Origin of the sequence: Mycolicibacterium aubagnense (assembly GCF_010730955.1) — a bacterium.
Taxonomy (GTDB): Bacteria; Actinomycetota; Actinomycetes; order Mycobacteriales; family Mycobacteriaceae; genus Mycobacterium; species Mycobacterium aubagnense.
Genome location: NZ_AP022577.1, coordinates 4,346,527 through 4,369,538, shown reverse-complemented (window position 1 = coordinate 4,369,538; position 23,012 = coordinate 4,346,527). Strand labels below are relative to the sequence as shown.

Here is a 23,012-nt window from a genome sequence, read left to right as displayed (position 1 = left end):
GGCGAGTAATCCGTCGTGGTGTAATCGGCAGCACCTCTGATTTTGGTTCAGATAGTTCAGGTTCGAGTCCTGGCGACGGAGCAACTACTGCACAGCGCGAGCAGTCAAAGCGCGAAATCGCGTAGAGAGAGGCGTACGTGACTCGAGGCGAAGCCGCTGTCATCGTCCTGGCGGCCGGGTCGGGCACCCGGATGCGCTCCGACATCCCCAAGGTCCTGCACCCGCTGGCCGGCCGCAGCATGCTCGCGCACGCCCTGCACGCCGTGGCCAAGGTCAACCCGACGCACCTCGTCGTGGTGGTCGGCAAGGAACGCGAGCGCGTCACCGCACACGTGCACGAGATCGCGGGCGGACTCGGCCGGACCATCACCGTCGCCATCCAGGACGAACAACTCGGCACCGGCCACGCCGTCAGCTGCGGCCTATCCGCACTGCCCGCCGATTTCGCGGGCACCGTCGTCGTCACCGCGGGTGACGTGCCGCTGCTCGACGCCGACACCCTCGCCAATCTGGTTGAAACGCACGCCACCGCGACCGCAGCCGCCACGGTGCTCACCACCACCGTCGTCAATCCCACGGGCTACGGCCGCATCCTGCGCACGCAGGACCACGAGGTGATCGGCATCGTCGAGCAGGCCGACGCCACCGAATCCCAGCGCGCCATCCGCGAGGTGAACTCCGGTGTGTACGCCTTCGACGCCGTCTCATTGCGTTCGGCGCTGAGCCGGCTGCGGTCGGACAACGCCCAGCAGGAGCTCTACCTCACCGACGCCATCGCGATCGTGCGCGGCGACGGCCAGATCGTCCGGGCCCACCACGTCGACGACAGCGCGCAGGTCTCCGGCGTCAACGACCGGGTGCAGCTGTCCGAGGTGGCCGCCGAGCTGAACCGCCGGATCATCGCCGGTCACCAGCGCGCCGGGGTGACCGTCATCGACCCGGGCACCACCTGGATCGACGTCGACGTCGCCATCGGCCGCGACACCGTCATCAAGCCGTGCACCCAGCTGCTGGGCGCCACCGACATCGGCGCGAACTGCGTCATCGGCCCCGACACCACTCTGACCGACATGGAAGTCGGCGACGGCGCCGAGGTGATTCGCACCCACGGGCAGCTCGCGGTCATCGGTGCCGGCGCCACCGTCGGACCATTCACGTACCTGCGGCCGGGCACCGAACTGGGCGCCGACGGCAAGCTGGGCGCGTTCGTCGAGGTCAAGAACTCGACGATCGGCACCGGCACCAAGGTGCCGCACCTGACGTATGTCGGGGACGCAGACATCGGCGAGTACAGCAACATCGGCGCGTCCAGCGTCTTCGTCAACTACGACGGTGAAAACAAGAACCGCACCACCATCGGTTCGCACGTGCGCACCGGTTCGGACACGATGTTCGTCGCACCGGTGACCGTCGGCGACGGTGCCTACACCGGCGCCGGCACCGTGGTGCGCGAGGACGTACCGCCCGGCGCGCTGGCCGTCTCGAAGGGCGAGCAGCGCAACATCGAGGGCTGGGTGGAGCGCAAACGCCCCGACTCCAAGGCCGCCGACGCGGCCAGAAAAGCGCGCGGCGAAAGCTGATCCCGACATCTGATGTTGGCAATCCGGTAACCCGACCGCGGGACCGGGTTACCGGTAAGTACGATTACGACGTATCGATCCCCCACCGCGAAAGCAGCACACAGTGGCCACGGACTGGACCGACAACCGCAAAAACCTGATGCTCTTCTCGGGGCGCGCGCACCCCGAACTGGCCGAACAGGTCGCCAAAGAGCTCGGCATCGAGGTCACCCCGCAGACGTCCCGGGACTTCGCGAACGGCGAGATCTTCGTCCGTTTCGACGAATCGGTGCGTGGCTGCGACGCCTTCGTGCTGCAGAGCCACCCCGCGCCGCTGAACCAGTGGCTGATGGAACAGCTCATCATGATCGACGCGCTCAAGCGCGGGTCGGCCAAGCGGATCACCGCGATCCTGCCGTTCTACCCGTACGCGCGCCAGGACAAGAAGCACCGCGGCCGCGAGCCCATCTCGGCCCGTCTGATCGCCGACCTGCTCAAGACCGCCGGTGCGGACCGCATCGTCTCGGTCGACCTGCACACCGACCAGATCCAGGGCTTCTTCGACGGTCCCGTCGACCACATGCGTGGCCAGTCGCTGCTGTGCGGCTACATCGGCGACAAGTACGGCGACTCCGACCTGGTCGTGGTTTCCCCCGACTCCGGCCGCGTGCGCGTCGCCGAGAAATGGGCCGACTCCCTGGGCGGCGTGCCGCTGGCCTTCATCCACAAGACCCGCGACCCGCTGGTCCCCAACCAGGTCAAGGCCAACCGCGTCGTCGGTGAAGTCAAGGGCAAGACCTGCATCCTTACCGACGACATGATCGACACCGGCGGCACCATCGCCGGCGCGGTCAAGCTGCTGCGTGAGGACGGGGCCAAGGACGTCATCATCGCCGCCACCCACGGTGTGCTGTCCGACCCGGCAGCCCAGCGCCTGGCCGACTGCGGCGCCCGCGAGGTCATCGTCACCAACACGCTGCCCATCACGCCGGACAAGCAGTTCCCGGCGCTGACCGTGCTGTCGATCGCGCCGCTGCTGGCGTCGACCATCCGCGCGGTGTTCGAAAACGGCTCGGTCACCGGCCTTTTCGACGGATCTGCCTAAAATGGCTGCTGAGCCCGATGGGCGGCCCGCCGCCGTGATCTACCACAACCCGAAGTGCTCGACCTCCCGCAAAACGCTGGATCTGTTGCGGGAGAACGGTATTGAGCCCGAGGTCGTGCAGTATCTGAAGACGCCGCCGACCCGGGCCGAGCTCGCCGCGATGATCAACGACGCCGGTATCGACGTCCGCACCGCGGTGCGCAAGCGCGAATCGCTCTACGCCGAACTGAATCTGGCCGACGCCACCGACGAGCAGCTGCTCGACGCCATGGCGCAGCACCCGATCCTGATCGAGCGGCCGTTCGTCGTCACCGCGAAAGGCACCCGGCTGGCCCGTCCGATCGACGCGGTCCGCGAGATTCTGTGATCCTGCAGCGGGTTGCCGCCGCCGCCGCGGTGGCGCTGACACTCACCGCGTGCGACGCGAAAACTCCTGATTACAAGTCGATCTGGTCGACGACGCCGACGACCACCACCACACCGGTGGACAAGGCCAGCCTGATTCCGTTCCCGGACTACCTGAACAAGCTCGGCGTGCAGAGCAAGCAGGTTGTCCCCGACCAGCTCACCGACCTCAAGGTGAACCTGCCCCGACCGCAGGGCTGGACGGGATACAAGAACCTCAACTACTCACCCGGCACGGTGACCATCGCCAAGAACGACACCTACCCCTTGGCGATGCTGATGGTGTTCCAGCTGTCCGGCGACTTCGACGTCAAGGACGCCCTTCGGCATTCCGATGCCGACGCTCTGCTGTCCGACAACTTCAAGAAGCTCTACAGCTCGGGCGAGGACTTCCAGGGCTACCCATCGGCCATGATCGAGGGCAGCTACGACCTGCACGACCGCCGGATGCAGTCGTACAACCGGATCGTCATCGCCCAGCCGTCCCCGCCGCGACCGGGTATCCACTACCTGATCCAGCTGACCGTCACCACCTACGCCGAACAGGCCAAGGACCAGGCCGGCGACATCGAGGCGATCATCAAGGGCTTCTCGGTCGGCCCCAAGTAGCGGTACCCGACTAGGCTCGCCGTCATGACTGAATGGACCGCCGCCGACCTGCCGTCTTTCGCCGGCCGCACCGCCATCGTCACCGGCGCCAACAGTGGCCTGGGCGAGGTCACCGCCCGTGAATTGGCCCGCGTGGGCGCCAAGGTCATCCTGGCCTGCCGCAACACCGCCAAGGGTGATGCCGCGGCCGCAGGCACGACCGGTGACGTCGAGGTCCGGCCGCTGGACCTGCAGAGCCTGGCCTCGGTGCGCGAGTTCGCGGCCGGTGTCGACAAGGTCGACGTCCTGATCAACAACGCCGGCATCATGGCGGTGCCCTTCGCACTGACCGAGGACGGCTTCGAGAGCCAGATCGGTACCAACCACCTGGGGCATTTCGCGCTGACCAACCTGCTGTTGCCGAAGATCACCGATCGGGTGGTCACGGTGTCGTCGGAGATGCACCTCCTGGGCTACATCAGCCTGAAGGACCTGAACTGGAAGTCCCGGCCATACTCGGCATGGTTGGCGTACGGGCAGTCGAAGCTGGCCAATCTGCTGTTCACCAAGGACCTGCAGCGCCGGTTGTCGGTGGCCGGGTCTCCCGTGCGGGCGCTCGCCGCGCACCCGGGCTACTCGGCAACGAACCTGCAGGGCCACACCGGCAACGAGTTGGGCGACAAGTTCTGGATCGCCGCCAACAAGCTCGCCACCGACGCGTCCTTCGGCGCCCGTCAGACGCTGTTCGCGGCATCCCAGGACCTGCCGGGCAACACGTTCGTCGGCCCGAAATACGGCATGCGCGGGCCCACCGGGCCGACGCAACTGATCAAGCCGGCCGCCCGATCGACGCGCACCGCGACCGCCCTCTGGGACCTGTCCACCCAGCTCACCGCCACTGAATTTCCGCTGTAAGGGGCGTATCCGCTAGTCTGACTGACTATCACGGCGAGGGTCGGTCTGATTTCAGGCCACCGTTATCGACGGGAACTTCACCGCACCAGCGTGCACTGATATCCCAGCCCTGGCCGTGCCACCCAGTAGATACGGCATCAGGAGCGATTCACATGGCCAAGAACGCGGCCCCCACCTCGAACAATCTGACCGCTACGGTCCGCACCAAGACCGGCAAGGGCGCCTCGCGTCTGGCCCGTCGTGAAGGCCGCGTGCCCGTCGTGCTGTACGGCCACGGCACCGACCCGCAGCACCTGGAGATCAACGCCCGCGAGTACGCCGCGGTGCTGCGTAACTCGGGCACCAATGCGGTACTGACCCTGGACATCGCCGGCAAGGAGCAGCTGGCGCTGACCAAGCAGGTCGTCATCCACCCGATCAAGCGCAACATCGAGCACGCCGACCTGATCGTCGTGACGCGCGGCGAGAAGGTCACCGTCGACGTCAACATCGTCATCGAGGGTGACGCCGAGTCCGGCACCCTGGTGGCGCAGGACACCAACACCATCCAGATCGAGGCCGACGTCCAGTCGATCCCCGAGTCGCTGACCGTGTCGGTCGAGGGCATCGCGGCCGGCACCCAGATCCTGGCCGGCCAGGTCGAGCTGCCCAAGGGCGTCAGCCTGGTGACCGACCCCGAGACCCTGGTGGTCAACGTCGTCGCGGCGCCGACCGCTGAGGACCTGGCCGCCGAGGGCGCCGGCGAGGAGAGCGGCGCGGCCGAGGCCGCGGGCGAGGCGGCCGAAGAAGCCGCCGCCGAGTCGGAGTAGTCCACTTTGGCCGAGCCACTACTGGTGGTCGGCCTGGGCAATCCTGGGCCGCGCTACGAAGCAACGCGGCACAACGTTGGATTTCTGGTTGCCGACATCCTGGCCGATCGCATCGGCTCAGGGTTCAAGGTGCACAAGAAATCCGGAGCTGACGTCACCACGGGCCGGCTGGGAGGCCGGTCCGTGGTGCTCGCCAAGCCGCGCACCTACATGAACGAATCCGGCAGGCACGTCGGGCCTTTGGCGAAGTTCTACTCCGTCGCCCCGGCCGACATCGTGGTGATCCACGACGAGCTGGACATCGACTTCGGACGTATCCGATTGAAGTTCGGTGGCGGCGAGGGCGGCCACAACGGCCTGCGCTCCATCGCTTCCGCATTGGGTACCAAGGACTTTCAACGCGTCCGCATCGGGGTGGGCCGCCCGCCGGGGCGTCAGGACCCAGCGGCGTTCGTGCTCGAGAACTTCAATTCGAAGGAACGTCCCGAGCTGGGCACCATTCTCGAACAAGCAGCCGACGCAACGGAATTGCTGCTGCAGCACGGCGTCGAGGCGGCACAGAACACCGTCCACGCCTGGTAGCGATTCTCGCCAAGAACGCGAAAATCCCCAAGTTCCATGGAATTCGGGGATTTTCGTGATTTTTCGCGGCAGAACTATCCGCAAATATGTTGCCGGTCAACGGCATCGGTGTAGCAACTGCGGCGTCCTTGGGCGCCGACCCGCGAACTCTGGGTCTCGTCATACGAGCGGGCCCCGGGAGTCGCCTTGATCGCCACGCTGCCGTTCGTCTCGCAGATGGAGTGACTGCCGGAGTCCTGACAGGTCGGGCGGGCACCTGCGACGGGCGCCATGATGCCGCTGACCGAGGCCAGGCCCACCAGCAGAGCGGCCATCCTGCGCTTGCCTTGATGAGTCATGTCACCTTCTCACTATCGGGGAAGGTCGCCTATCTCCGGTCCCGCAAAGGCGGGCTGAAAACCACCAACCGCGCCTTCCATCAACGCATGTTAGGTCGACTATATGTTTCGGGCAGGTGTCCGTGCCATTAACTCATGGCGAACTCACATGTAAACGAACAGCCGAAATGCGTTGACCTGGCGATCCGGGAAATACCGGTGAGCAACGTCACCGAATGGCCGAGGAACTCACGCCCACAACGGAATTCGCACACTGCCCGGTACGTGACTCAGCTCACGGGCAGGACCAGGCGAGCGTGGGCGACTCCGGAGCAAGTGGAGTGTTGTTGGCCGCAGCTCGATTGAACGCGTCCTGACGGGCCACCTCGACCGTCGGTCCGGCACCGCCGGCCACCACACCGGTTTCGGGGGCGTCCACGTTCACGATGCACAACCGGTCGTTGGTGACCTCGTCACTGGTGCATTGGTCAGCACCGGCGCGCTGACACGCCGCGACAACTGCCGCTGCGGCAGCAGGGACGTCAGGCCCGGTTGCGGAGAAACCGACGATCGCGCCGTCCTGCACCCCAGAGCCGACCGCCGCGGCGATGTCATAGGGGTTCTCGACCACACCGGCCGATCCGTCAGCACAAGCGGGCGCCGCAGCCATGACACTCGCGCCGAAGACTGCCACAACAGCCGCAATCACACGCCCCATGAAATGCCGGTCCTCTCGTCAATAATTCAGCGAGAGATTACCCGGCGTTCACAGCTTTCGCTCAGGGAAGGGAACAATCCCACACTCGGGAACCGAAACGAAAACCCCCGATTTCCGAGGAAATCCGAGGAAATCGGGGGTTTCAAAGAGCTCGTGCGGAAAACTAGCCGGTGACGAGTTCCACCGAGTTGGCGCGACGGAGCTTGCCGGACGGGGTCTTCGGGATGGTGCCCGGGCCCAGCACGACGACATTGCGCGGCCGCACGTCAACCTCGGTCACGACCTCGTGCGCCACCTGGTGCTCGATCCGGCGCACTTCCACCGGGTCCTGCCAGGCGTTGGATTCGACTGCGACAGCGAAGGTTTCACGCGAATGGCCGGCGTCGAGGCGCACCGCGACGGCGCAGCCCGGCCGCACACCCTGCACGCGGCCCGCGGCCCGCTCGATGTCCGTCGGGTAGATGTTGCGGCCCGCCATGATGATGACGTCCTTCACCCGGCCGCAGACCACGACGTTCCGCTCCTCGGTGATGTACCCGAGGTCACCCGTGTCGTACCAACCGTTTTCGTCCTGCGTCGGCAGGAAGCCGGCCATGGTGATGTAGCCGGGGGTCACCGACTCACCGCGCAGCTGGATGACGCCGACCCCACGCTCGGGCAGGACGTTGCCGTCCTCGTCGACGACGCGGGCCTCGAGGTCACGCAGCAGCGGACCCAGCGACGCGAGGCGGCGGGTGTTGCCCTTGGCGGCGGGCACGGCGCGCCGCAGCGCGGCCAGCAGGTCGGCGTCGACCTCGTCGACGACCAGGCCGGCGTTGCACGGCGAGAACGAGACGGCAAGACAGGTCTCGGCCATGCCGTAGGCGGGCAGGATGGCCGATGCCTTCAGGCCGAACGGCTTACCGGCGTCGATGAGGTCCTCGACGTCGGCGGGGTCGACCGGCTCGGCGCCGGACAGCGCGAACCGCAGCGTGGACAGGTCGTACTCACCCGGCTTGGCCTGCCGGCGCAGGCGCTTGGCGAACAACGCGTACGCGAAGTTCGGGGCCGCCGTCATGGTGCCCTTGTACTTGTCGATGAGCTTGGCCCACAGCAGCGTGTCGCGCAGGAAGTCCATGGGCGTGACCTTGACCAGCTCGGCACCGAAGTACATCGGGATGGTGAGGAAGCCGACCATGCCCATGTCGTGGAAGCAGGGCAGCCAGCTGACCATGACGTCCTTGTCGACGTCGTACTCGGCACCGATGAACATGGCCTCGGCGTTGGAGTGGATGTTGCGGTGGGTGATCTGCACGGCCTTTGGCGACCCGGTGGAGCCGGAAGTCAGCTGCATCAGTGCGAGGTCGTCTTCGCCCGTCTCGACGGGGTCGATGGGCTCGGCCGCGAGCAGGTCACCGACCTTGAGGACCTGCAGGCCCTTCTCCTCCAGCACGGGGATGGCGACCAGGAACGGCTCGGAGACGATGACGGCCTTGGCGTCGATCATGCTGATGACGTTCATGGTGTCTTCAGCCCAGACGACCAGGTCCGTACGGGGCGTCGGCTGGTGCAGCATGGTGAGGCTGGCCCCGCGCATCCAGATGCCCTGGACCGTCGGCGCGATCTCGACCGGGAACCCGGCCAGTACGCCGATCTTGTCGCCGTGGCCGATCCCGGCAGCTGCCAAGCCGCCGGCGATGCGCCGGGCGCGCTCGTGGACCTCGCCCCAGGTGTGCCGCACCGGCTCGTGCGGCTCACCAGTGACCATGCCCCGCTGCGAGGTACGCGCGTTGTAGTACATCTTGTCGGTAAATCGGCTCACGACAACCTCCTGAGGTCAGGCGCCACTGCCCGTCGTTCCATAGTCCGTCCGGTGGTAGGCGCACTCGTAGAGGCGCGCACGCACAATTCGGCCGCGGTTATATCTCGAATCGATGGCTCAGATCGCGAGAGCGCCGTTGCCCTGGCGCGCCTCGATCCCTCACCGACACTGCCGATGAGAGAAACCATTGCGTTCCACGCCTGGCCGCTGGCATACACCATCGATCATCTTAAGAGACTCTTAAGTAGCTAACAAACTATCGGACGAATTGAGTGCTGAGTCACACCACGATCAGGCGTGCTTGCTGGGCGCCGGCACCACCCTGGCGCCGTGCACGGGGCCGCTGGCCACGCGTACCGTCCGGCACACGCCGGCGCCGGAAAGCTGGGTGCCGACCTCGACCGCATCCTCGGCAGAGGTACACAGGAAGGCGCACGTCGGCCCTGAACCGGACACGATGCCGGCCAGCGCACCGGCTTCGACACCCGCCCGCAGCGTGCGTCGCAGACCCGTGTCCAGGCTGACGGCCGCGGCCTGCAGGTCATTGCCCAACAGGGGCGCAAGTTGCCGGGGATCACCCGATGCCAACGCGGTCAGCAACGGCTCGGGATCGTCGAGCGCCGGCGGTCCGCCCTTGCGTGCGTCGGCCCGGAGGTTGTCCAGCTCAGCGAAGACTTTCGGCGTGGACAACCCGCCCTCGGCGAAGGCCAGCACCCAATGGAAGGTGTTGCGCGCCAGCACGGTCGCCAGCTGCTCGCCGCGGCCGGTGCCCAGGGCAGTGCCGCCGTGCAGCGCGAACGGCACGTCGCTGCCCAGCCGTGCGGCCAGCGTGTGGAGGTCGCGCCGGGGCACGCCCAGCTCCCACAGGTTGTTCATCGCGACCAGCACGGCGGCCGCGTCGGCGCTGCCGCCGGCCATGCCGCCGGCCACCGGGATGGACTTGGCGATCGAGATGGCCACATCGGGCGCGCGGCCGACGTGCTCGGCCATCAGTTCCGCGGCCCGCCAGGCCAGGTTGCGGTGGTCCGTCGGCAGGCCCTCGGCGCCGTCGCCGAACATCTCCACCGACAGCAGGTCGGCGTTGCGCACGGTCACCTCGTCGAACAGGGAGACGGCGTGGAAAACCGTGGTCAGCTCGTGGTAGCCGTCGTCACGACAGTCACCGACACCGAGGTACAGGTTCACCTTGCCCGGCACGCGGACGGTCACCGAGCCTGTGGGTACCCACTCAGAAGCAGTGTTTCCATCCGACGCAGACACGCCACGACATTAACGCCCGCAGCGACAGTCACAACACCAAGTGGTGAGAAACCGGGCCTGATTGGCCTAGTGGGTGGCGTCGACCTGCTGGTCGGACTCCGGAGCTTCGATCTGCTGGCCGGCCCGCTGCTCGCGGTCCAGCTCCCCCGAACGCTGCAGCAGCCGCACGAAGTCGGCGATCGCCAGGGTCTCGCCGCGACGGGCCGGATCGATGCTGGCGGCCAGCAGACGCTCGGCCGAAGCATTGCCCGAACCCGCCCACTCGGCGAAGGCATTGCGCGAGGTCTTGCGCCGCTGCGCGAAAGCGATGTCGATCAGGTCGAACACCTGCGAGCGGAAGCTGTCGTCGGTCGGCCACGGCGACGTCTCGTGCCGGTCGATCCGGACCAGACCCGAGTAGACGCGCGGAATGGGCCAGAACACCGTCGGCGACACCATGCCGTAGCGCCGCACGTTGCCGAAGAACCGCACCTTGGCGCTGGGCACCCCGTAGTCCTTGGTGCCCGGGTCGGCGGCGAGGCGCTCGGCGACCTCGGCCTGGACCATCACCATGACGGTGCGGATGGTCGGGAATTCCGAGAGCAGGTGCAGGATGGCCGGCACCGCGACGTTGTACGGCAGGTTCGCGACCAGCGCGGTCGGCTGCTCGTCCAGGTCGGACGGCACCAGGTCGAGCACATCGCGGTTCAGCACGGTCAACCGGCCGATCTCGCTGTGGGAGTGCTCTGCGACGGTGGTCGGCAGCTGGCGGGCCAGGACCGGATCGATCTCGACGGCCGTCACCTTTGCGCCCCGGTCCAGCAGCGCCAGCGTCAGCGAGCCCAGACCCGGGCCCACCTCCAAGACGTGGGACTGCCGGTTCACGCCGGAGGCCGACACGATGCGGCGCACCGTGTTGGCGTCATGCACGAAGTTTTGTCCGAATGCTTTACGCGGTCGGAAATCAAGCTCTTTTGCCAGATGCCGGATTTCGGTGCGACCGAGTAGCCGGATCGTCATCGTGCCCCAATTCTCCCGCTACACACAGGCCAGGCACCCCAACCTTGGCGGGCTCGCGTCACTTCAGCAATCGCGATCTGCTCTTCACGTGTCGCAAGATCAGCCCTCGAAGCATAACGCAGACCACCGTTCCGCTCCCAGGTGTTCTGGTCAAATTGGACTCCACCGTAGAAACCGTTGCCGGTATTGATGGCCCAGTTGCCGCCCGCCTCGCAATGCGACAGCGCGTCCCAGGCAGCACTCTGGGCCACCGGGGGCACCTCGGTGCCGGGTTTCGCGCCGACCCGCAGGACACCGTCGCGCGCCGGGGTCAGCACCTGGTTGGAGACGGGGAGCCGGCCGGTCTCGACACCGTTGACCGTGGCAACGGCGAAGGTGACGTTCTGGGTGCCGGGCTGGCCCGGATCGTCGACGATCTTGCGGCTCATGTTCAGCGCCGGATCGGGCACCGTGTTCATCGTCGGGGGCAGCGGCGATTCCGTGGTCACCTGCTGCAGCCGGATCCGGGTCACGTCGATCTCCATGCCCTCGGTCACCGGGGTGGCCGCGGCGGGGACGACGACGTCGCGCTGCTCGAGCGGCACGCCCGCGGTGGCCAGCAACCCGGCCACATTCGCCGCGGCCAGGTGCACCTGGCGCGGCACGCCACCGTCGACGATGGTCACGTCGCGGGCGCTGACCACCGGGAGCGACATGCCGGCCAGCGGCACGCGGGTGGCGCGGTCGGCCGCGACGGGCGCGGTGTCGGTCATGGACAGCTGTTTGAGGGCGTCCTGCACCGTGGCGGCGGTGGTCCACACCTGGCGGGTGTTCTGGCCGTCCAGCGAGATCTCGAGCGGGCGGCTGCGGCGCAGCACAATGTTGTCGGACTCGTGCACTTCCTGGTCGGCCGCGGGGAACAGGTCGTCGCGCTCGCCGACGGAGAAGCCGTTCTCGGCCAGGACGTCACCGATGCGGGTCTTCATGGTCTGCACCGTTATCGGTGCGCCGTCGATGGTGAGGGTGACGGTCTTGTGGTTCGCGACGGCGAACCCACCGGCGACGGTCAGCGTGGCGAGGAAAGCCCCGGTCACGCCGCGCAGCATCGGCGAGCGCGCATCGTGCAACTTGTTCAGAAAGTTCAAAGCGTCGATCCCGTGTCTTTCCGGCCCGAGGTGGCCCCGAGCAGCGGCCGCGGTGACCGCATAAAAGCCACCTCGACCGGGTTGATCACAGAACGGTAACGAACATGCACGGGAGGCGGCAAGCTGGACTAATGCTACAGTCCATAGCTTTTCGAAGCATTTTCCGAGGTCACCGCGGCTATTTCGGCCGCTGAAGAATTTCTGATCTCAGCCAGCGCGCGGACCGTGTACGGCAGGCAATACGACTCATTCGGTGCCCCGCGGAACGGGTGCGGAGTGAGAAACGGCGCGTCGGTTTCGACCAGCAGCAGCTCCGCCGGAATGATCGCGGCGGCCTCGCGCAGCGCGTGCGCGTTCCGGAAGCTGACGGTGCCAGAGAGGCTCATGAGCCAGCCGTGGTCAGCACAGGTACGGGCCATCGCCGCGTCCGACGAGAAGCAGTGGAAGATGACCGTCTCCGGCGCGCCCTCGGACTTGAGCATGTCGAGGACCTCGGCGTCGCCGTCGCGGTTGTGGATCATCAGCGGCTTGCCGACGCGTTTGGCCAAGTCGATGTGCCACGCGAAAGCCTCGCGCTGCGTCGCCTCGTCAGCGCAGCCGTCGAGCTTGCCCGGCCAGTACATGTCGATACCGGTCTCCCCCACCGCGACCACCCGCGGGTCCGTCGCCAGCGTTTCCAGGGTGCGTTTGGCCTCGTCATCGAGGGCGCCCGCGCGAGTCGGGTGCAGCGCGACGGCGGCGTAGACGCGCGGATCCGCATGGGCCGCGCCTACCGCCCACTCGGCGGCCTCGAGGTCGTCGGCGATGGTCACGACCTTTTCGACGCCGACGGCCTGGGCACGATCCAGGATCTGTTTGATGCTTGCCGCGTCCGTGGCTCCGCAGGCGTCCAGGTGGGTGTGGGCGTCGACCAGGCCGGGCAGCGGTTCCGGGGCGGGCGGCTTCTCACGTTTGGCGCTCACAGCGACACCTTAAGGTGAGAACAAATGAGTGAGCAGACTTCGCCCGGCACAGCTGAAGCCCCCAGCGCGGGGACGCGCACCCCAGGCGCGCCTTTCTACATCACGACCGCCATCGCGTACCCGAACGGCGCACCGCACATCGGGCACGCGTACGAGTACATCGCCACGGACGCGATCGCCCGGTTCAAGCGGCTCGACGGCTTCGACGTCCGCTACCTGACCGGCACCGACGTGCACGGGCAGAAGATGGCCGAGGCCGCCGCGGCCGAGGGCATCTCGGCGGCGGAGCTGGCCACCCGCAACTCCGACGTGTTCCAGGCGCTGCAGGAGAAGCTCAACATCTCGTTCGACCGGTTCATCCGGACCTCCGACGCCGACCACTACGAGGCGTCCAAGGCGATCTGGCGTGCGATGAACGAGGCTGGGGACATCTACCTCGGCACCTACGCCGGCTGGTACTCCGTGCGCGACGAGCGTTTCTTCGCCGAGGACGAGACCGAGGTGCGCGGCCCAGACGGTTCGGCCGGCCGGTTCGCCATCGAGACCGGCACTCCGGTCACGTGGACCGAGGAGCAGACCTACTTCTTCAAGCTGTCGGCCTACACCGACCGGCTGCTGGCGCACTACGAAGCGCACCCCGAGTTCATCGGGCCGGACGTGCGCCGCAACGAGATCATCAGCTTCGTCTCGGGTGGACTCAAAGATCTGTCGATCTCGCGGACCACGTTCGACTGGGGCGTCCCGGTCCCCGACCACCCCGAGCACGTCATGTACGTGTGGGTGGACGCGTTGACGAATTACCTGACAGGCGTGGGCTTCCCGGACACCGCCGCCGAAGACTTCGGCAAATACTGGCCGGCGAACCTGCACATGATCGGCAAGGACATCATCCGGTTCCACAGCGTGTACTGGCCGGCGTTCCTGATGTCGGCCGGAATCGCCCTTCCGGAACGGGTTTTCGCGCACGGCTTCATCAACGTCAAGGGCGAGAAGATGAGCAAGTCGGTCGGCAACGTCGTCGACCCCATCGCGCTGATCGACGCCTTCGGCCTGGACCAGGTGCGCTATTTCTTCCTGCGTGAGGTGTCCTTCGGCCAGGACGGCAGTTACAGCGAGGAAGCCATCATCGGTCGCATCAACGCCGACCTGGCCAACGAGCTCGGCAACCTGGCGCAGCGCTCACTGTCGATGGTGAACAAGAACCTCGGCGGAATCGTCCCGGAGCCAGGCGAATTCACCGCCGCCGACCTCGAGCTGCTCAAGCAGGCCGATGACCTGCTGGACACCGTGCGCGGGCACTACGACGTACCGGCCATGCATCTGGCCTTGGAGGCGATCTGGCTGATGCTCGGTGCCGCCAACCGCTATTTCTCGGCCGAAGAACCGTGGGTGCTGCGCAAGTCCCCCGCCGAGTCGGACCAGAAGCGCTTCGGCACGGTGCTGTACACGACGCTGGAGGCGGTCCGGATCGCCGCACTGCTGGTGCAGCCGGTGATGCCGGAGTCGGGGGGGAAGTTGCTCGATCTTCTTGGGCAGGACGCCTCGGCACGGGACTTCCGTGCGGTGGGTACCAGGCTGGCACCCGGAACGGTGCTGCCGACACCCGCGGGCGTTTTCCCCCGCTATCAAGCGGAAACCAAGGAGTAGCGAAAAGATATGACGCAGAACGGCTTACACGAGCGGCTGCACGACGTCTATGACGAGGTCACCCGCCGCAACGCGGGCGAGATCGAGTTCCACCAGGCCGTCTACGAGGTACTGACCAGCCTGGGCCCGGTCGTCGACCAGCACCCCGAGTACTCCGACACCGCGATCATTCGGCGGCTGTTCGAGCCGGAACGCCAGATCATCTTCCGGGTGCCGTGGATCGACGACGCCGGCGCCGAGCAGATCAACCGTGGCTTCCGCGTCGAATTCAACTCCGCGCTGGGCCCCTTCAAGGGCGGCCTGCGATTCCACCCGTCGGTGTATCTGGGCATCGTGAAATTCCTTGGCTTCGAGCAGATTTTCAAGAACTCGCTCACCGGCCTGCCCATCGGCGGCGGCAAGGGCGGGTCGGACTTCGACCCCAAAGGCCGCTCCAAGAACGAAGTGATGCGGTTCTGTCAGTCGTTCATGACCGAGTTGTACCGGCACATCGGTGAGTACACCGATGTGCCGGCCGGCGACATCGGCGTCGGGGGCCGCGAGATCGGCTACCTGTTCGGCCAGTACAAGCGCATCACCAACCGCTACGAGTCCGGCGTCCTGACCGGCAAGGGCCTCACCTGGGGCGGCTCCCAGGTGCGCACCGAGGCCACCGGCTACGGCACGGTGTTCTTCGTCGACGAAATCCTTCGCGCCTCCGGGCAATCGTTCGACGGCAAGCAGGTGGTGGTGTCCGGGTCCGGCAACGTCGCGATCTACGCCATCGAGAAGGTGCACGCGCTCGGCGGCACCGTCATCGGCTGTTCGGACTCCAGCGGTTACATCGTCGACGAGAAGGGCATAGACCTGGGTCTCCTCAAGGAGCTCAAGGAAGTCCGTCGCGGCCGAATCTCCGAGTACGTCGAAATGCGCGGCGGGGGTGCGCAATTCGTCGAGCACAGCTCGATCTGGCAATTGCCGTGCGACATCGCGCTGCCCTGCGCCACGCAGAACGAGCTGGACGGTGACGCCGCGAAGGCGCTCATCGAATCCGGCTGCCAGATCGTCGCCGAGGGCGCGAACATGCCGTGCACCCCCGAGGCGGTGAAACTGTTCGGCGAGGCGAAGGTCGCGTTCGCCCCCGGCAAGGCCGCCAACGCCGGCGGCGTCGCCACCAGCGCGCTCGAGATGCAACAGAACGCCTCGCGGGACTCGTGGACGTTCGAGGAGACCGAGGAACGCTTGGCCGAGATCATGGGCCGCATCCACGACCGCTGTCTGAGCACCGCCGACGAGTACGGCCAGCCGGGCAACTACATGGCGGGGGCCAACATCGCCGGATTCATCCGGGTCGCCGACGCGATGTCGGCGCTGGGCGTCGTCTGACCCGGTGTCGACCCCGGCGGTGACGGCGCGAGCCACTCGCACTTTTGCGCCCCAGGCGCAGGATCAACCACGCTGGACGTGTGAGCTGCGCCACATCGATGGCGCGGCTGTCACATTCCGGGCGCCGCTGGTGTCTTGAGGGCATAACCAACCCCGAAGGAGATGCAGTGATGACCGGAAACCAGAAGCCCAACCGTGTCGTCGTCATCGGTGGCGGATACGCCGGCGCCCTGGCGGCCAATCATGTCCGGATGCGCGACGACAGCGGCTGCCCGGTAGACGTCACTCTCGTCAATCCGCGGCCCAAGTTCGTCGAACGCATCCGCCTGCACCAGCACGCGGCCGGAAACTACGACGCCACCGTCGGCTACGACACGCTCCTCGGCGACGGGGTGCGTCTGGTGGTCGACACCGCCACCCGCATCGACGCCGCGGCCCGCACCGTCGAACTGGCGTCCGGCGACACGCTGGACTACGACTACCTCATCTACGCCGTCGGCAGCACCGGAACGGTGCCGGCATCGGTGCCCGGGGCCGCCGAATTCGCCTATCCCCTGGCCGAATTCGAGCAGGCCGAGCGGCTGGCTGCCCGGCTGCAGGACGTGCCGCAATCCGCGCCATTGGTGGTCATCGGCGCCGGCCTGACCGGTATCGAGGCGGCTGCCGAATTCGCCGAGGCCGGTCGCAACGTCGTGCTGGTCGGCAACAAGCTCGGACCGTCGCTGAGTGCCCCGGCACGCCGCTCGGTGGCCAAGGCCCTGGCCAAGCTGGGCGTGACGGTCGTCGAGGGCGACGTCAGCGCCGTCAGCGCCAACCGGGTGACCCTGGCCGACGGGCGTTTCATCAGCAGCGCCGTGACGGTGTGGACCGCCGGCTTCGGCACCCCGGAACTGGCGACCGCCAGCGGGCTGCGCACCGACGACCTGGGCCGGCTGCTCACCGACGAAACCCTGACCAGCATCGATGATCCGCGCATCGTCGCGACCGGTGACGCCGCGGCGCCGTCGGGTCAGCCACTGCGGATGAGCTGCCAGGCCTCCAGCCCACTCACCGTGACGGCAGTGGGGACCGTCCTGAGCCGGATCGCCGGCACCGAGCCCAAGGCCCTCGACCCCGTGTTCGCCGGATCGTGCATCAGCGTGGGTCGCCACACGGCGACCATCCAGATCGCCCGGAAGGACGACTCCGCCACGAATTACTACATCGGCGGTCGGGTCGGGGCGAAGCTGAAGGAAGCGATCTGCAAGGGCACGCTGTGGGGCATCCGGCGGACTGCCCGCAAGCCCAGCGCGGTGTTCGTGATGAAGGGCGGCAAGCGGGCCGAACGTCTCGCCGAGGCCGTCACCGCATGACGGGCTCGGCCAGCACTGCAGGGGGTGAACACGCCGAGCGGTTCACCCGCCTGCGGCCGCTCCTCTTCACCATCGCCTACGAAATCCTGGGCTCCGCAACGGAATCCGACGACGTGCTGCAGGACAGCTACCTGCGGTGGGCCGAGATCGATCTCGACACGGTGCGGGACACCAAGTCCTATCTCGCGCAGTTGGTCACCCGGCAGGCTCTGAACACGTTGCGGGCGGGGGCACGGCGCCGCGAGGAGTACGTCGGCCCGTGGTTGCCCGAACCACTGCTGCTCGACGAGCGGGACGCCTCGTCGGATGTCGTACTCGCCGAATCGGTTTCGATGGCGATGCTCGTGGTCCTCGAAACCCTGGGCCCCGACGAACGGGCCGTGTTCGTGCTGCGGGAGGTCTTCGGCTTCGACTACGACGAAATCGCCGGCGCCGTAGGCAAATCCACCGCCGCAGTCCGGCAGGTGGCGCACCGCGCTCGTGAACACGTGCAGGCCCGGCGCAAGCGCTTCACGCCCGACACCGCCAAGTCCGCCGAGGTGACGACCCAGTTCCTCACGGCGGCCGCGACCGGAGACCTGGACGGCCTGATGACGCTCCTGGCCCCCAATGTCACCTGGACCGCGGACAGTGACGGCAAGGTCAGCGCCGCCCGCCGGCCGGTGTACGGCCCGGACAAGGTCGGGCGACTGCTCCTGGGGCTCATGCGCGGCGCCGCGGAATACCCGGAGGCCCGCTTCGACCTCGCCACGTACAACAATGCGCCGGCGCTGGTGCTGTACCTCGGCGAGAAGCTCGAGGGCGTCATCCTGATCGAGATCGAGGACGGCAAGATCAGCCACTTCTACGCCATGCGCAACCCCGACAAGCTCGGTGGTGTGCTGGTCGAGCGGGAGATCCGGCGCTGAATCGACAATCGGCGCACTCGATCAGCTGGGCGATTGACAAGTATCAGCCTGTGTGCGTTGACATTGCGTCCACGCAGACAAACTGCGAGGAGACCTCAGCCGAGGCGCACAGTCAACGACAGCCTCAAGTTGATCGTGCGCCCAGGCAGACAAGGGTCGAGTAGACGCCTGCGTAGACGCACGATCAACGGCAGCCCGAAGAATCGACAGTTTTGCGTCTGCTCGAGGTCATAGGCGAAGCTGTGGGGCGTGCGAGTCGAGCGGTTGGCCGACCTGGGCGACGCCCCGGGCGTCTTGAAGGCTGTCGCCGACGCTGCCGCTCTGCGCGGATTGCCGCCGCCGGCCGCACTGCTGGGTGACTGGTTCGGCGCGACGGCCGTCATCGCGCCGAGTGTGGCCATCGAACCGGTCGCCGCCGCCGAAGTATTCGACGCACCAACGGGTTCCGGCGACGTGATCGGCGGCGGTTGGTTCGGGTACCTGTCTTACCCGGACGGCGGAGGCCGGATACCGAAGGCGGCCGGCGGCTGGTCCGATTGCGTGCTGCGGCAGGACGTGGCCGGACGGTGGTGGTACGAAAGCCTTTCCGGGGCAGCGGTTCCTGATTGGATCGCCGCGCTGCAGCCGGCCCAGCCCGCCCCGTACGCCATCGAATGGCGTCCGCCGGACCGCGCCAGTCACCGCGCCGGCGTGCTGTCCTGTCTGGAAGCGATCGCCGCCGGCGAGGTGTACCAGGCCTGCGTCTGCACCCGCTTCACCGGGCGGATTTCCGGTGCACCCATTGACTTTTTCGTCGACGCGGTGACGCGGACCGCACCCGCCCGGGCCGCGTTCGTCGCGGGCGAGTGGGGCGCGGTGGCGTCACTGTCCCCGGAACTCTTTCTCAGCCGTCGCGGCGAGGTTGTCACCTCGAGTCCCATCAAAGGCACTCTGCCCCTTGATCATTCACCGTCAGACCTGGCGTCCTCGGTCAAGGACGTCGCCGAGAACATCATGATCGTCGACCTGGTTCGCAATGATCTGAGCCGCGTCGCGACCACCGGGTCGGTCCGGGTCCCGGAACTCCTGGCGGTCAAACCCGCCCCCGGCGTCTGGCACCTGGTGTCGACGGTGGCCGCAGAGGTTCCGGCCGCGACCCCGATGGCAGCCGTACTGGACGCCACCTTCCCGCCGGCGTCGGTCACCGGCACCCCGAAGTGCCGCGCCCGCGAACTCCTCGCCGAGTGGGAACCCTACGACCGTGGAATCTATTGCGGCACCGTCGGTTTGGCATCACCACTGGCCGGCACCGAATTGAACGTCGCGATCCGGACGGTGGAATTCGACGCCGACGGCGCCGCGGTGCTGGGTGTGGGCGGCGGCATCACCGCTGACTCCGACCCCGACCGCGAGTGGGATGAATGCCTACACAAGGCCGCCGCCATCGTCGGCCCCTGACGACATCGCGAGTGCGCGGGATTTGAGGACCGCGTCGTAAAGCTCGCGCCGGGACGGGGCGCCAGGGTTCTCGGCGATCACCTGCGCACACGCGTCTTTGACGCGCTCGCCGTCGTCCACGAGTTCCTCCACCAGCCCCACCAACGTGTCCAGATCAGCCACCGGCGTCGCTCCCGCCAGCACCACGGTGATCTCGCCGAGCACGCCGTCGGCGGCCCACTCGGCCAATTCCGCGAGTGTGCCCCGACGAATCTCCTCGTGGGTCTTGGTCAGCTCACGGCACACGACAGCCCGCCGGTCCGGACCGAGTGCCGACACTGCGTCGGCGAGACATTCGGCCAGCCGCCGCGGTGACTCGAAGAACACACACGTCCGCCGCTCGGTCGCGAATCCGGCCAGCCAGGCCCTGCGCCCCTTGCGCGGCGCGAAGCCTTCGAAGCAGAACCGGTCCGACGCCAGCCCGGACACCGCCAGCGCCGTCGTCACCGCCGACGGGCCGGGCAGGCACGACACCGGCAACCCTGCCTCGGCGCACGCCGCGACCAACCGGTATCCGGGATCGCTGATCAGCGGCATGCCGGCGTCGCTGACCACCAGCACCGTCTCCCCCGCGGCGATCGACTCCACCAGTCCCGCCACCCGCGCCGCTTCGTTCTGGTCGAAGAAGCTGACCACGCGCCCAACGGGCCGGACATCCAGCGACGCAGCCAGGGCACGCACCCGTCGGGTGTCCTCGGCGGCGATCACGTCGGCACTGCCCAGTGCCTCGATCAGGCGGGCCGAAGCGTCGCCAGGCTGGCCCAGCGGAGTGGCCGCGAGCAGCAGCCGACCGGCGCCATACGGTGTTGTCACACCGGACAGCCTACGATCGCTGACGTGACCGCCGCCGCGCTCGACGCCTCCGACGCCGAGCGCGAGGTGCCTGTGATCAGTCCGGCGCCACTGACCCCCGCCGCCGATTTCGGCCCCACCGACCGGCTGCGCGGCTGGACCATGACCGCGGTGATCACCGCGCTGGCCGCGATCACCCGGTTCCTGAACCTGGGCTCGCCGACCGATGCGGGCACCCCGATCTTCGACGAGAAGCACTACGCGCCACAGGCCTGGCAGGTGCTGCACAACCACGGCGTCGAGGACAACCCCGGCTACGGCCTGGTGGTGCATCCCCCGGTCGCCAAACAGCTGATGGCCATCGGCGAGTGGATTTTCGGCTACAACGGCGTCGGCTGGCGGTTCTCCGGTGCGGTGTGTGGCGTCATCCTGGTGCTGCTCGTGGCACGGATCGTGCGGCGCATGACGCGCTCGACGCTGCTGGGCGGCATCGCCGGACTGCTGGTCGTCGCCGACGGCGTCAGCTTCGTCTCGGCCCGCACGGCGCTACTGGACGTCTATCAAGCGGTGTTCGTCGTGGCGGCGTTCGGCGCGCTCATCGTCGACCGCGACCAGGTGCGCGCTCGCATGCACGTCGCGATGACCGAGGGCCGGATCGCGGAGACCGTGTGGGGTCCGCGCCTGGGCGTGCGGTGGTGGCGGTTCGGCGCCGGCGTGCTGCTGGGTCTCGCGCTGGCGGTGAAATGGTCAGGCCTCTACTACATGGTGTTCTTCGGCTTGATGACCGTCGCTTTCGACATCTCGGCCCGGCGTGCGTACCGCGTACAGCGGCCGTGGCTGGGCACGCTGCGGCGCGATGTCCTGCCGGGGATGTGGGCGCTGACGCTCATCCCGGTCGGGATCTATCTGGCGTCGTATGCGCCGTGGTTCGCGTCGGAAACCGCGATCGACCGGCACATGGAAGGCCGGAACATCGGCGACGGGCCCTTCGCCGCGCTGCGCTCACTGTGGTACTACACCCACGACGTCTACCGATTCCATTCCGGGCTGACCAACGCCGCGGGCAACCATCACCCGTGGGAGTCCAAGCCGTGGACCTGGCCGATGTCGCTGCGGCCGGTGCTCTACGCCATCGACAACACCAACGTGCCAGGCTGCGGTGCGCAGTCGTGCGTCAAGGCCGTGATGCTGGCGGGGACGCCGGCCATGTGGTTCATCGCGGTACCCGTGCTGGCCTGGGCCGCGTGGCGGACGTTCGTCAAACGCGACTGGCGGTACGCCGCCGCGCTCACCGGCTACACCGCTGGGTACCTGCCGTGGTTCGCCGACATCGACCGGCAGATGTACTTCTTCTACGCGACGCCCATGGCGCCGTTCCTGATCATCCTGATCACGCTGATCCTCGGCGACATCCTGTATCCCAGATCGACGGAACCGGAGCGACGAACGCTCGGGCTGCTGGTCGTGTGCTTCTACGTGGCGCTGGTGATCACCAACTTCGCCTGGATGTACCCGATCCTGACGGGGCTGCCCATCTCGCCGTCCACCTGGAACATGGAGATCGTGCTGCCGTCCTGGCGTTGAGCCTGCACACGTGCCAGTAGCGACACCCGCCGCAGAGCCGGCCGAAGGGCTTCCGGCACATCGAACGCCTGTGCGATAAGATCGCGGGGTGTCCTTGGCGGTTCAGGGTTCGCTGTTCGACCATGCCGAACGGCGGTGGCTCGACGACGGCGCCTGGGTCGACGTCCGCGCCGGCTGGCTGACGGGCGCCGACAGCCTTTTCGACGAGCTGCTGACCGCAATTCCCTGGCGCGCCGAACAGCGCCAGATGTACGACAAGGTGCTCGACGTACCGCGTCTGGTCAGCTTCCACGACCTGACCCAGGAGCGGGCACCGCATCCCGGTCTCGCGCGCCTGCGGGTACGGCTCAACGACGCCTACGCCCGCGAACTCGGCGAGCCCTTCACCAGCGTCGGCCTGTGCCTGTACCGCGACGGCGCGGACAGCGTCGCCTGGCACGGCGACACCATCGGCCGCAGCAGCACAGAGGACACCATGGTCGCGGTGCTCAGTCTGGGAGCAACAAGGGTTTTCGCGCTGCGCCCGCGGGCGACGACGCCCGACGGTCGCGAGTCACGGTCCGCCTCCGGCGGACGGCGCACCAGCATTCGGCTACCACAGGACCACGGTGACCTGTTGGTGATGGGCGGGTCCTGCCAGCGCACCTGGGAGCACGCGGTGCCGAAGACCGCCCGCCCCACGGGGCCGCGGATCAGCATTCAGTTCCGGCCGCGCAACGTGCGGTAATCACTCCGACCCGGATG

The 23,012-nt window shown here is 67.3% G+C and carries 22 protein-coding genes and 1 tRNA gene; 15 read left to right on the top strand and 8 right to left on the bottom strand.

Features of this window, described 5'->3' with window-relative positions; translation table 11 throughout:
- Window positions 1-9: 9 nt before the first annotated feature.
- The 8 genes from G6N59_RS20940 (at window position 10) to pth (ending at window position 5,963) form a co-directional block, all read left to right on the top strand.
- A tRNA-Gln gene (locus G6N59_RS20940) sits at window positions 10-81 on the top strand.
- A 56-nt stretch (window positions 82-137) separates the two neighbouring features.
- On the top strand, window positions 138-1,580 hold the full coding sequence (gene glmU, locus G6N59_RS20935; protein WP_138228759.1) for a bifunctional UDP-N-acetylglucosamine diphosphorylase/glucosamine-1-phosphate N-acetyltransferase GlmU: 1,443 nt from the start codon (window positions 138-140) through the stop codon (window positions 1,578-1,580).
- 103 nt (window positions 1,581-1,683) lie between these two features.
- Entirely contained in the window at window positions 1,684-2,664 is a 981-nt protein-coding gene (locus tag G6N59_RS20930) for a ribose-phosphate diphosphokinase (protein ID WP_043398950.1), read from the top strand.
- A gap of 1 nt (window position 2,665) precedes the next feature.
- Window positions 2,666-3,031, top strand: coding sequence for an arsenate reductase (glutaredoxin) (gene arsC, locus G6N59_RS20925; RefSeq protein ID WP_138228758.1), 366 nt, complete (start codon window positions 2,666-2,668; stop codon window positions 3,029-3,031).
- A complete protein-coding gene (locus G6N59_RS20920; protein ID WP_138228757.1) occupies window positions 3,028-3,678 on the top strand; it encodes an LpqN/LpqT family lipoprotein in 651 nt (216 codons plus the stop codon). The genes arsC and G6N59_RS20920 overlap by 4 nt, the downstream gene beginning before the upstream one ends.
- A 24-nt stretch (window positions 3,679-3,702) precedes the next feature.
- Complete coding sequence (locus G6N59_RS20915; protein WP_138228756.1) at window positions 3,703-4,572, top strand: oxidoreductase; 870 nt, start codon at window positions 3,703-3,705, stop codon at window positions 4,570-4,572.
- Between the two features lie 152 nt (window positions 4,573-4,724).
- Complete coding sequence (locus tag G6N59_RS20910) at window positions 4,725-5,381, top strand: 50S ribosomal protein L25/general stress protein Ctc (protein WP_138228755.1); 657 nt, start codon at window positions 4,725-4,727, stop codon at window positions 5,379-5,381.
- Between the two features lie 6 nt (window positions 5,382-5,387).
- On the top strand, window positions 5,388-5,963 hold the full coding sequence (gene pth, locus G6N59_RS20905; protein WP_138228754.1) for an aminoacyl-tRNA hydrolase: 576 nt from the start codon (window positions 5,388-5,390) through the stop codon (window positions 5,961-5,963).
- 74 nt (window positions 5,964-6,037) lie between these two features.
- Here pth and G6N59_RS20900 read toward each other — a convergent pair whose 3' ends face one another.
- The 7 genes from G6N59_RS20900 to G6N59_RS20870 form a co-directional block, all read right to left on the bottom strand.
- A complete protein-coding gene (locus tag G6N59_RS20900; RefSeq protein ID WP_179970221.1) occupies window positions 6,038-6,301 on the bottom strand; it encodes a hypothetical protein in 264 nt (87 codons plus the stop codon).
- Between the two features lie 274 nt (window positions 6,302-6,575).
- A complete protein-coding gene (locus G6N59_RS20895; protein ID WP_138228753.1) occupies window positions 6,576-6,998 on the bottom strand; it encodes a hypothetical protein in 423 nt (140 codons plus the stop codon).
- Between the two features lie 163 nt (window positions 6,999-7,161).
- Window positions 7,162-8,799 carry a fatty acyl-AMP ligase gene (locus G6N59_RS20890; RefSeq protein ID WP_138228752.1) on the bottom strand — a complete coding sequence of 546 codons (1,638 nt, stop codon included), beginning with the start codon at window positions 8,797-8,799 and terminating at the stop codon, window positions 7,162-7,164.
- A 291-nt stretch (window positions 8,800-9,090) separates the two neighbouring features.
- Complete coding sequence (locus tag G6N59_RS20885; protein WP_138228751.1) at window positions 9,091-10,059, bottom strand: 4-(cytidine 5'-diphospho)-2-C-methyl-D-erythritol kinase; 969 nt, start codon at window positions 10,057-10,059, stop codon at window positions 9,091-9,093.
- A 66-nt stretch (window positions 10,060-10,125) separates the two neighbouring features.
- Entirely contained in the window at window positions 10,126-11,058 is a 933-nt protein-coding gene (gene rsmA / locus G6N59_RS20880; protein WP_138228750.1) for a 16S rRNA (adenine(1518)-N(6)/adenine(1519)-N(6))-dimethyltransferase RsmA, read from the bottom strand.
- Window positions 11,055-12,182: a resuscitation-promoting factor gene (locus G6N59_RS20875; RefSeq protein ID WP_138228749.1), complete on the bottom strand. Its 1,128-nt coding sequence runs from the start codon at window positions 12,180-12,182 to the stop codon at window positions 11,055-11,057. Before G6N59_RS20875 ends, rsmA begins: the two co-directional genes overlap by 4 nt.
- 134 nt (window positions 12,183-12,316) lie before the next feature.
- The gene (locus tag G6N59_RS20870) at window positions 12,317-13,144 is read right to left on the bottom strand and encodes a TatD family hydrolase (RefSeq protein ID WP_138228748.1); all 828 of its coding nucleotides are present in this window, start codon (window positions 13,142-13,144) and stop codon (window positions 12,317-12,319) included.
- A 24-nt stretch (window positions 13,145-13,168) separates the two neighbouring features.
- Here G6N59_RS20870 and metG point away from each other — a divergent pair, with 24 nt between their 5' ends.
- The 5 genes from metG to G6N59_RS20845 all read left to right on the top strand — a co-directional run bounded on the left by metG (window position 13,169) and on the right by G6N59_RS20845 (window position 19,853).
- Window positions 13,169-14,791: a methionine--tRNA ligase gene (gene metG, locus G6N59_RS20865; protein WP_234884075.1), complete on the top strand. Its 1,623-nt coding sequence runs from the start codon at window positions 13,169-13,171 to the stop codon at window positions 14,789-14,791.
- Window positions 14,792-14,800: 9 nt separating this feature from the next.
- Complete coding sequence (gdhA, locus tag G6N59_RS20860) at window positions 14,801-16,156, top strand: NADP-specific glutamate dehydrogenase (RefSeq protein WP_138228747.1); 1,356 nt, start codon at window positions 14,801-14,803, stop codon at window positions 16,154-16,156.
- Window positions 16,157-16,326: 170 nt separating this feature from the next.
- Window positions 16,327-17,508, top strand: a complete 1,182-nt coding sequence (locus tag G6N59_RS20855) for an NAD(P)/FAD-dependent oxidoreductase (protein ID WP_138228746.1) — start codon at window positions 16,327-16,329, stop codon at window positions 17,506-17,508.
- A complete protein-coding gene (locus G6N59_RS20850; protein ID WP_138228745.1) occupies window positions 17,505-18,416 on the top strand; it encodes an RNA polymerase sigma-70 factor in 912 nt (303 codons plus the stop codon). The genes G6N59_RS20855 and G6N59_RS20850 overlap by 4 nt, the downstream gene beginning before the upstream one ends.
- 249 nt (window positions 18,417-18,665) lie before the next feature.
- The gene (locus G6N59_RS20845) at window positions 18,666-19,853 is read left to right on the top strand and encodes an aminodeoxychorismate synthase component I (protein WP_138228744.1); all 1,188 of its coding nucleotides are present in this window, start codon (window positions 18,666-18,668) and stop codon (window positions 19,851-19,853) included.
- Here the strand turns inward: G6N59_RS20845 and rsmI are convergent.
- Window positions 19,821-20,705: a 16S rRNA (cytidine(1402)-2'-O)-methyltransferase gene (rsmI, locus tag G6N59_RS20840; protein WP_138228743.1), complete on the bottom strand. Its 885-nt coding sequence runs from the start codon at window positions 20,703-20,705 to the stop codon at window positions 19,821-19,823. The genes G6N59_RS20845 and rsmI overlap by 33 nt on opposite strands.
- A gap of 24 nt (window positions 20,706-20,729) precedes the next feature.
- On the opposite strand from rsmI, the gene G6N59_RS20835 reads away from it, so the two are divergent.
- Window positions 20,730-22,268: a dolichyl-phosphate-mannose--protein mannosyltransferase gene (locus tag G6N59_RS20835; protein WP_138228742.1), complete on the top strand. Its 1,539-nt coding sequence runs from the start codon at window positions 20,730-20,732 to the stop codon at window positions 22,266-22,268.
- A gap of 88 nt (window positions 22,269-22,356) precedes the next feature.
- On the top strand, window positions 22,357-22,995 hold the full coding sequence (locus tag G6N59_RS20830; protein WP_138228741.1) for an alpha-ketoglutarate-dependent dioxygenase AlkB: 639 nt from the start codon (window positions 22,357-22,359) through the stop codon (window positions 22,993-22,995).
- Window positions 22,996-23,012: the final 17 nt, after the last annotated feature.